3 protein-coding genes and 1 pseudogene are annotated in these 10,536 nt (G+C 44.7%); 3 read left to right on the forward strand and 1 reads right to left on the reverse strand.

What is annotated here, in order from left to right:
* Window positions 1–593 precede the first annotated feature (593 nt).
* From MHN33_RS23570 to MHN33_RS23580, 3 genes and pseudogenes are all read left to right on the forward strand, one after another.
* Window positions 594–7,466 carry an RHS repeat-associated core domain-containing protein gene (locus MHN33_RS23570; RefSeq protein WP_239401901.1) on the forward strand — a complete coding sequence of 2,291 codons (6,873 nt, stop codon included), beginning with the start codon at window positions 594–596 and terminating at the stop codon, window positions 7,464–7,466.
* Complete coding sequence (locus MHN33_RS23575; RefSeq protein ID WP_239401903.1) at window positions 7,463–7,828, forward strand: hypothetical protein; 366 nt, start codon at window positions 7,463–7,465, stop codon at window positions 7,826–7,828. The genes MHN33_RS23570 and MHN33_RS23575 overlap by 4 nt, the downstream gene beginning before the upstream one ends.
* 337 nt (window positions 7,829–8,165) lie before the next feature.
* Window positions 8,166–8,441: pseudogene (locus MHN33_RS23580) on the forward strand (IS110 family transposase); the annotation flags it as partial.
* A gap of 57 nt (window positions 8,442–8,498) precedes the next feature.
* Here the strand turns inward: MHN33_RS23580 and MHN33_RS23585 are convergent.
* Entirely contained in the window at window positions 8,499–9,539 is a 1,041-nt protein-coding gene (locus MHN33_RS23585) for an IS481 family transposase (protein ID WP_239401905.1), read from the reverse strand.
* Window positions 9,540–10,536 lie beyond the last annotated feature (997 nt).

A 10,536-nucleotide genomic window follows, 5' to 3' on the forward strand; every position in this document is an offset into this window, starting at 1 on the left:
CATTTATAGCGGACTGGACCAAACATCAGGCATGGCAAAGCGGGTAAAATAACGAACGAGATAACGAAAATGCGCTATCTCGCAGGCCTTCTCGGCTTGACATCGCTGGAGCGTCCATATATGTCTGCTACCCCTGTCTCTGCTACCCCTGTCTGCTACCCCTCTGCTATCCCTAGTGCTATCATGCTTCTCTCTGCTAATTTTCATATTGATTTTTGTTAACTAAATGGCGATTAACCAGAATCTGTTATAGTCTCTTTCTTCAAACTTCAATATCATCAATCTCAGTTTTTAATGTTCAATTAAAATTTGTTGCCAATCATTTGCTGTTTCCTTGTTTTCTTGTATGTTTTTTGCTTTTGCTGTATATTTCGCGCCCATTAATTAATAAATCTGAATAATCACCTCTGTACTTTAAAACATCTGCTGTAATCATCTTTTGAATGTTCAGGAATACTTAATGTTTAACCTGCAGGGTTTGTTTTCAGTAACTAAACAAGGAATTTTTCACATTGAATAGCGCTTTGAACAAAGCCAAAAGGCTACATTTCGTTATGTTGCTGTGCATAACACAACTGATAGCGTTTTCCTCAATGGCATTCGCTAGTTCTAAAAGTCTGTTTATCCCTATCTCTGTTGCTGGTAAGCTGATAATAATACCCAGAAAGCTGGATGCCAGTGAATATCAGGCACAATTAACGGTAAGTAATGGGGAAAAACACTTAACCTGGTCTTCCGTGAAAGGTGTCAGTAAATACGCAGTTCAGGTCTTGAACGAGGACGGACAGTGGGAAAACCTGCTGTTCACACATGAATTGTCTGTAAAATTGGATGACAGATTCAATGGCTACCTGCAGGTAAGAGTTGCAGCATGTTACAACAACTCATGCGCTTTAATTGCAGTTGGCAGCGCGATACAAAACATATTTGATACGCAATATGCAAGTGTGACCAGTGCCATTCCCTCTAATGCGTCGCTGGTAAACTCTAGCATGCCCAGTGTTGATAATATTGGTACAATTAAAGGGAGTGCCGGAGTCAGTGGTGGCGGTGCAACATATAGTATACCAATAGAATTAACACCGGGGCGTGCAGGTATGCAGCCAGGTGTATCACTCAATTATTCTTCCCGCTCTGGCTCAGGAATTGCGGGCAAAGGCTGGTCTTTGTCAGCAGGATCTGCGATTACACGCTGTCCGGCCACTTATGCACAAGATGGCTATAGCCGAAACCCACAATACGATCAGAGCGACCGCCTTTGCCTGAATGGTCAAAGACTGGTGGCTATCAGTGGCAGCTATGGCGCAAGCGGCACTGAATACAGAACGGAAATTGACAGCTTTGCCAAAGTTACGCAACACGGCGCAATGAATTCTACATCAAGCTATTTTGTTGTCCGGCTCAAAAATGGTCATGTTAGCTATTATGGTGCATCAGCCAATAGTCGCGATATTCGCTCAACTTACAATGGCACTTATGCCTGGCTAATTGATTACACCCGTGACGCAACGAACAAAAACTTCATTCATTATGAATATGTCGAGTACGGTACAAATGAAAAACTGCTGGACCGAATTAACTATACCGGTAGTAGCAGCTCACACATGGGTATGCATAACATCTATTTCGAATATGAGCAGGCACTGGACCCAACCCGAAAGTACCACAAAGGCATAATGTATGAAAAGACGCAACGGCTAAAGCGTATTGTCACTAAGCACAACACCACGCAAACCAGAGAATATACGCTTAGCTATGTTGCCAGCCTTGCATCGGGTGTAGATCTGCTGTCTTCAGTTGAGTTGTGTTACGGTGCTACGGGCGCTAACTGTTTGCCTAAAACTCGTTTTGATTGGGAAGATCAGGCGCCTGAAATCAGAGGCAGTTTTGTCAATATTAATACAGGCCGAAGTATTTCATCGGTTTTGCCCAATGGCGATCGAAATGGTGATGGTGCTCGAGACTGGCCGGGTTTCTTTATTGATGCAGAGGGTAATACAACAAGTAATAGTCACCCGATGACGCAATGCGAGTTTTCCGGTACGAGTGGCGAAAAGGTGAATTGTCATACGGATACCGCGGATTACAATCTGGACGGTCTTACAGACGACTTTGATTTTGTAGCGGGTTCAGTAGGCTCTAAGAAAAAACTAGTGCTGTATAAAAACAATAAAAATGGTACATCAACTCGGATCAATACCAATATTGAAGTACCTCAGCTGTCTTCTTTCTTACATGTCGGCGACATGAATGGTGACAGTCTGCCAGATCTGGTGATTTACGAAAAAACAGCAACATACTCTGATGATTACATCTATTTTTACTATCATAGTGGTAATTTCTCGACGCCTTATTCCACGTCTTATAAACAAAAACTGTTTACCGTAGGTAAGTTATCTAACTCGGAAAATCCTTCTACCTCCTATTCGATAGGCGGAGACTTTGACGGCAACGGCATACCTGATTTTTATCGTGTGTCTTTACACCGAAATGACATCGGCCAGGGTAAATTGAGTTCCGTACAGCTGACGACATCTAATGGCAGAACGCTGAGTTTTACAAGCAGAACCGTTAACTGGGACGATGAAGATGACTATATTCCTACCTACAATTCAGGCTGGGGGCGTTTCTACCGTTTTGCAGATCTAAATGGTGATGGTCTCAAAGACTGGTTTGGCTGGTACAACCCAAAACAAAATGGCACTAAGTTATATGCAAGGTACAGCCTGGGAGATGGCCGATTTACGGCGCCTGTTTATATGAATGCCAGCGCGTACAGCCGAAAGTTTTACTATTCAGTCAGCTACGGCTTAGAGGGTAATAAGGAACGCGAGCAAAGTGTTAACTTGCCTAAGTATGGTGACGCCATTAAGGTTGCGGATATCGACGCTGACGGCAAAGAGGAGTTGCTAATACCGAACGGGATTGTAGTTGAAGCGTGTCAGAACGTATCCCACTATGAATTCAGAGGAAGTAGTGTCACTGAATTCTGTGGAACAGAAATTTACAATGAGAAGATCCCAAGTGGCCCGGGTACCTACAAGTCAATCGATGGGCGTCACGACCACAGCATTTATTCCTTTGCCAAGCTGGAGCTAAAAGGCAGTGGCTTTGTAAAAGCAGATACCGACTTTATCGGCTCTGTTCGTCAGTCGGCTATGGTCGATGCACAAGGCGATGGATTGCCTGATTTAGTCTTTAACTATGGATGTGCAAGTGGTCCTGCAGGGTCAAATTGCCGCTTTTTGGGTTCAACCCCTTATGGTTATGCAAGAGGCAAGGTCAACATTAGCCGTAACTACGGAACTGGCTCGGGGACAAACGGGAGCCGATATAGACCTCTCGACATACTTCACTCCGTGACAGATGGTATTGGGCTTAAAAGTGAGTGGGATTATCGTCCACTGTCGTCTTCAGTTTCTACGTATATCTCTGGCGCTAACAAGCTCTATAAAGCTGATACACAGGTCGATACAGGGTATCAGAACTTTACATCCAGCATGTATGTGGTAAAAGAGTTTAAGCAGGATAATGGCGTGGGGGGCGACTTTGTACGCCGGTACGCTTACCGTGGCGCGCTGTTTAATAATCAGGGTCGCGGCTTTATGGGCTTTAGAAGCATCATTGAAGCGGATGTAACACGTGGACTGGTCACGCAATCGGACTTTCTTCAGAAATTCCCCTATGCGGGAAGGTTAAAGGCAAAGGCCACTTTTATTGCTGATGAATATACGCTCGATGGCAGAAAGTTACTTTCTACAGAAAGTAATGCCATTGGCCATTCAAAAATGACGTGGGCAGATAACCCGAGTCACAATCTCTCAAAAGTATACAGCCCGTATGTGAATACCAGTCTTGAAATAAAACGCGATATTTCAACAAAGAGCAGACTGGCGACAACCGAGGTAAAAAACACCTCCATTGATGCTTATGGCAACATCAAACGGACGGAGCAGTCGCACGATGACCATTATGGTGAAACGACAGTAGTAACCTCCAGAACCTATGATGTTAGTACATCTAACTGGTGGGTAAATAAACTAACAAGACAAATCGTTACCAAGTCTGCACTGCGTGGAAGAAGTACCACAGATGCGTATATTCTGTATGCGGGTGGAGAGAGATCTTTGGATGTACAAACCTCTCTGACGACCGAATTTAGCGATTTTCATACTTCAAGAAAGGCCAGAACTGTTAAGATCACCGGTTCATCCGGGACAGGTCAGGAGTCATTTTACGTCTTTAACAGTTATGGTTTGCCAACCCGGGTCATCAAAAAAGCCAGTGTCTACAATGATGCCGCATGGACTTCTCAAACGCGGGTTGAAACTCTGTCCTATACCTCAAACGGTTCATCAGCCGCCGACAGTGGCTATTATGTGTATGAAACCAGCAATGCCAGAGGACATAAAACAAGGGTGAATACCGATCCGAAGACGGGTCTTAAAACCAAAGTGCATCAGCAGGTGAGTGCCAGCGAATATGTCACAACAGAATATGGCTATGACCGCTATCTAAGACCTTATAGTCAGAAGGTAGAAGGAGCTCCAAAGGTTTATACTGCCATACAACGCCCGGGGACTTATGCACCCAGAGATGCGGTAATGCAAGTGCTGACGGTTGCAGCAGGCGCGCCTAAAAAGGTTGCCTTTATTGACAAGCTTGGGCGTACCATCCGAACAAAAGTTGAAAATCAGGGCGGCGATTGGATCCTTCAGGATAAAACCTTTAATGCACAGGGATATCCATCATTTGAGTCACAGCCTTATCTGTATGGCCAGGTCAAATATGGCGTTCGATATGGTAACTACGATGAGCTTGGCCGTGTAGACAGCAAGACAGTTGATCAGCAGTGTTCACCATTTTCTACCGGTACGATGGCTACTGAGTATCGCTATAATGGTTTTACAACGACCATTGACGTGTCAGAGAGTTGCTATGGTTTGCATTTAGGCCAAATGAGCCGGACCTATGATAGCCGAAAACAGTTGATTGAAACCAAAGATGCATTAAATGGCTATACGCGCTATTCATATAATGGCCTTGGCTTACCGATTGTTGTACGTGACGCTAAGGGCAATAGCATTGTTGCTAAGTACAACGCATTTGGACATAAAACTCGAGTGAATGACCCTAATCAAGGGGCAACTGACTTCATTTATAACGGGTTTGGTGAGGTTCAAAGAGAAACGCGCAGCAATGGAAAATCTGTTCACTACAATGTTGATTCGCTAGGTCGCGTAGTTAAAAGAGCAGCAACGGGTGAGAGCACATTGAACTACACGTTTGATGCGCACGCTTATGGTCAGTTGAGTAATGCGACAGGCAATGGCGTAACACATAGCTATCAATACGATAGCCTGGGCCGTCCCACAGTACACACGGTAACCGGTGAAGGTCGAACCTTTGCAACAAGCACCTATTACGATGCCAATTATGGTCGTGCCAAAGGGATGCGCTACCCTAATAACCTGACGTTGGAATTCGTTTACGACGAGCGAGGGTATCAGGTTGGCGTTAAAAACAAAGCCAGCGGGTATACTTTCCAGCAGGTGACTGCGCGTGATGTGTTTGGCCAAATCCAGTCTCAGACCTTAGGTAATGGTCTGCAAATGGACAACTACTACAGTCGTCAAAGCGGCCAGATGACGGAGCATTATACTCATAAAAATGGCAGTAACCTGCTGGCAATTCAGTACACCGGCTATGATGGATTTGGCAATCTCAAATCACTGTCAGTAACCTCTGGCAAGCTGGGTGAACAGCACCAGTTTACCGAGTCTTATAGCTATGATGATCTGCATCGTCTTAAGAGCAATGCAATAGGCGGCTATACCACCATCCGTTACAATTACGACTCAGTGGGTAACCTGACAAGCAAATCAGATTACGCAACTCAGTACGATTACACTAATCGTGTTTCAGGGTACACCGGCGGTGGTGTTAATGCGGTTAAACGTGTGTACAAAAATGGCCAATGGGTGGGCTTTAGTTATGACGCTCGCGGTAATATGACCAAAGGTGATGGACTGAGTGCAGCCAGCTATAATGCAATGGATAAACCGACAAGCATCACCAAAAACGGTATAACGGCAAGCTTTACCTATGGTCCGGATCACATGCGCTTTAAGCAGGTGAAAGGCAGCGTAACGAGTTATTATGCAGGTAAGCATTACGAGCTTGAGGTTGAAGGAAACAAGACAACCACCCGCGCTTATATCGGTGATATTGCGGTGATTTCGTCCAAGTCGGGCAGCGTGCCGCAGATCCGGTATTTCCATAAAGATCGATTAGGCAGTGCAAGATTGATCACCAATGCAGATGGATATGTGGTAGCAGAGCGAAACTTTGACCCGTTTGGTAAACCCAGAGCAGCGTCAGGCGGCCTTAAATTTACCGCTCAACTGAACGACTATAAATCAGCTAAAACTCGACGCGGATTTACCGACCACGAGCATTTAGATGATTTAGAGCTGATCCACATGAATGGCCGGGTGTATGACTACAACCTGGGCCGGTTTATGTCGGTGGATCCGGTCATTCAAAGTCCGGGTAACTCGCAGTCGATCAATCCGTACTCGTATATAATGAACAACCCGCTGGGCGGCACAGATCCAACTGGATATTCGTCAGCATGTCAGTCAAAAGGCGCAGATGTCAGTGGTGACTCAGCCCCGGGTTGCGGTGATGCAATGAGCTATGATATGGGGGAAGGTGATAAGCTGATCAAAATGGATAATGGTAGCGTTTATCTTGATCAAGGGGGCGATACACTCATCAAGGTGGACAGTATAAAGCTCAACGGTACCAGTGGTTTAGTAGCAAATATTGATATGCTTAGTGGGAGTGTTACATCTAACCTTGGGTCGCAGGAGAGTATTGGGGCGAGTAATAGTAACAACCAAAGCCAAAATAGTGGATGGGGAATCTGGGATACCATCCAAGCAGGGCTTGATGTTGCCGGCATGGTGCCGATTCTTGGTGAGATAGCTGACTTCGCTAATGCGGGAATTTCCGTAGTTAGGGGTGACTATGAAGGTGCTGCATTATCAACGGCAGCAATGGTCCCATTTGTCGGAAATGCTGCTGGCGCAGCTAAAATAGCAAGGTCGGCAGATAAGGCTGGTGAAGCCCTCACTGCTGGCAAGAAAGGCCCCGACTTCATAGTTGGGCCAAGAGGAACCACCGTTTCAACAAGCCAAACCAAAATGAGGCAGAGTTTTAGCAATATGCCATCAGAAAAGCTCCCAGATGGGAAAGGCATCAAGCACCATATGCCAGATGGCGGCATTGTGCGAACCATGGAACCCACTAAATACGCAGGTCGAAGGGCTTCGTTTACAAACAAAAACGGAGAGCCTGTTAATCCGTTTACAGGAAAACCCCCGCAACCCCCTAGAGGGCTAACAAAGGCCGAGCGTAAACAGTTTGTCCGTTCAAGAACTCATGTAGAGCAAGACTTATGATTGAAAAAATAATATTAGAAGTGCAGCAACACCTTCCATTGAAGGTCTCTTTTAGCTCTTGGAACGGGGATGTGCTGACCATGAGTGGTGAAAATTGGAGTTTTCATACCTTGGGAGCGTGGCGGGTAATCTCAAATGGAGCGGTTGATTTTGCCTGTTGGGATGAAGGGGTTGAAGATAAGATACTAGAAATCCTAGATGCCGAGGTCATAGGGGTTTCGGTGCAAGGAGGGCAAATTGCAATAGACCCAGTCTTTGAGTTGTCCACAGGGAAAAAACTTGAGATATTTACCTCTGAAACCATAGAACCTTGGGTGCTGTCTTTGCCAAATGGTAGAGACTTCTGTGGAGCGTTAACCTAAGAAAACGTAGAAATGTAGTGAGCGCAGCTACGTGGACACCCAACGTTATCTGTTCTTATTATGGGTTCGTTAAGTAGCGGTTGTAGTGCATTTTAGTGTTACACCCGTTTTTCTGACAAAAAACGTACGAAAAAATGAAATACACAGATATCCAGTGAGCTCTGTTCTCAAAACCACAGACCCCTATTGATATCTGTTACTTTTATGGGTTTTTGTTGGGTAAATGTGAGTGCGCTATTTTGTGTAATTTAGGAATGGGTGATGAGATGGACGCTCCTAAATCGGCGTCAATGCGCCAAACTGAGAGTGATATTTACAGTTAACAGGAGCATCCATCATGAATCAAGTTAGCACATTATCTATTGAACTGGCTAAAAACGTGTTTCAATGACTCGCTGTCGATAAGCACGGCAAGCCCTGTTTTTCACGCCGGGTGAACCGTCAGAAGTTGAAAGAAACCATTCAGAATATGCCGCCTTGTAAAGTCGTTATGGAGGCCTGTGGCTGCGCCCACTACTGGGGAAGAATGTGTATCAAAGCGGGTCATAAAGCACATCTGGTGCCTGCGCAACATGTCACCCCTTTTGTCAGAGGAAATAAAAACGATAAAAATTGTACTAGCTCAGACTTGACCTGACAGTTACCCGTTTTTCAATCGGTGATTGTCAGTCTAGATTTGGGCTAAATTCTTTTCAGCCCAGAGCGATTTCCCATCTAATAATGTTTCAAGTGGCGTTCTGCCACAGCATTTTTTTCCTTGATGAGTTCGGTCATTATTGTAGTAATTTATCCACTCGTCCAGGTCCTTTTGAAGCTCTTCCAGAGAGCTATATAATTTTTTGCGAAATGTCACCTGATAGAACTCTTGCAGTATCGTTTTGTGGAAGCGTTCGCAGATACCATTAGTCTGCGGTGACATCGCCTTAGTTTTGGTATGATCTATGTCGTTGATAGCCAGATAAAGCTGATAGTCATGGTGCTCGACCTTGCCACAGTACTCAGTTCCGCGATCAGTGAGGATCCTTAGCAAAGGCAACTCATGCTGCTCGAAGTAAGGCAGGACTCTGTCGTTCAATAGATCCGCTGCCGTAATCGGCGTTTTAGTGGTGTAGAGCTTTGCAAACGCGACTTTGCAGTATGTATCAACAAAAGTTTGTTGATAAATACGGCCAACCCCCTTTAGATTTCCGACATAAAAAGTATCCTGTGACCCAAGGTATCCGGGGTGCTCCGTTTCAATTTCTCCACAGGCTTCATCATCCTGCTTTTTCCTCTCAAGGGCTGTCACTTGGGACTCCGTGAGAATAATGCCTTCTTGCGCGACCTTAGCTTCTAGCGCGTTAAGGCGCTTTTTAAAATTTTCCAAGTCATGGCGCAGCCAAATTGAACGCACACCACTGGCCGAAACAAATATGCCTTGCCTTCTTAGCTCATTGCTGACTCTAACTTGACCGTGAGCTGGAAACTCAAGTGCATATGTGCAAACGACTTGTTCAGTCTCTACGTCTACACGGTTTTTTAGGTTTGGAGTTCTGCGTGATTTATCGATGAGTGCATCAATACCGCCTTCATCAACGAGTTCTTGATATCGATAAAATGTATCCCGCGATACGCCCATCACTTTGCAGGCTTTGGATACGTTTCCAAGCTCTTCGGCCAGATTTAGCAAACCAGCTTTGTGTTTAATGATTGGATTGTTAGTATGTAACATGAGAGTTACTCCTTAGTTGTTTTGAACAAAGATTCGACACCTTTATCAAAACGGGTAACTCTCAATTTTTCAAATCGAAATGTCAGGTCTGGTCGGAACTAATTCAATTAAGGAACACTCAGCATGATCACACTTCTTATTACGATAGCAGCTATGTGTATCCTCAGGGTAGTTTTATCGGTGTTGAGAAGCAGGGCGGCATACTTATTTGCCTGTTATCTCGGAGCCGTCACACCTCTAGTTTTGTTGGTAACAAAAGTTTTGCCGAATGGAGCGGGAACTGTATTGGTATCTGGGTTTTGCCTTTTTTATTTCGCAATTCTTTCTGGTAGACGAAGGTTCAAAGGAGATGATAACACCTAACCTCAATCAGTAATTTAGGGTGGAACTCATTCAAAGAAGGCGTTCAGAGAACGCCTTCTTTATTATAAAAAGCAAAGGTGTACTGACGGCTTTGAAGATTCACAACCGATTGTACTTGTCAAGTCCAAACCTGGCACTTTCTTTTTATATAATAGGTGGACACCCAGTCTTATCTGTTTCAGTTTCATAGGAAATGAATACAAGCGCTACTGCAAATAAATAAGCGAAAACTTTCAGAAATTAGACTTTACGGATGAGCATTTTCAGTTGAAATGAAATACGTGGACACCCAGCGTTATTTGTTACTTTTATGGGTTTTTGTTGGGTAAATGTGAGTGCGCTATTTTGTGTAATTTAGGAATGGGTGATTGAGATGGACGCTCCTAAATCGGCGTCAATGCGCCAAACTGAGAGTGATATTTACAGTTAACAGGAGCATCCATCATGAATCAAGTTAGCACATTATCTATTGAACTGGCTAAAAACGTGTTTCAATGACTCGCTGTCGATAAGCACGGCAAGCCCTGTTTTTCACGCCGGGTGAACCGTCAGAAGTTGAAAGAAACCATTCAAAATATGCCGCCTTGTAAAGTCGTTATGGAGGCCTGTGGCTGCGCCCACTACTGGGGAAGAA

The sequence above is a fragment of the Pseudoalteromonas sp. OOF1S-7 genome, from assembly GCF_022347765.1.
Taxonomy (GTDB): domain Bacteria; phylum Pseudomonadota; class Gammaproteobacteria; order Enterobacterales; family Alteromonadaceae; genus Pseudoalteromonas.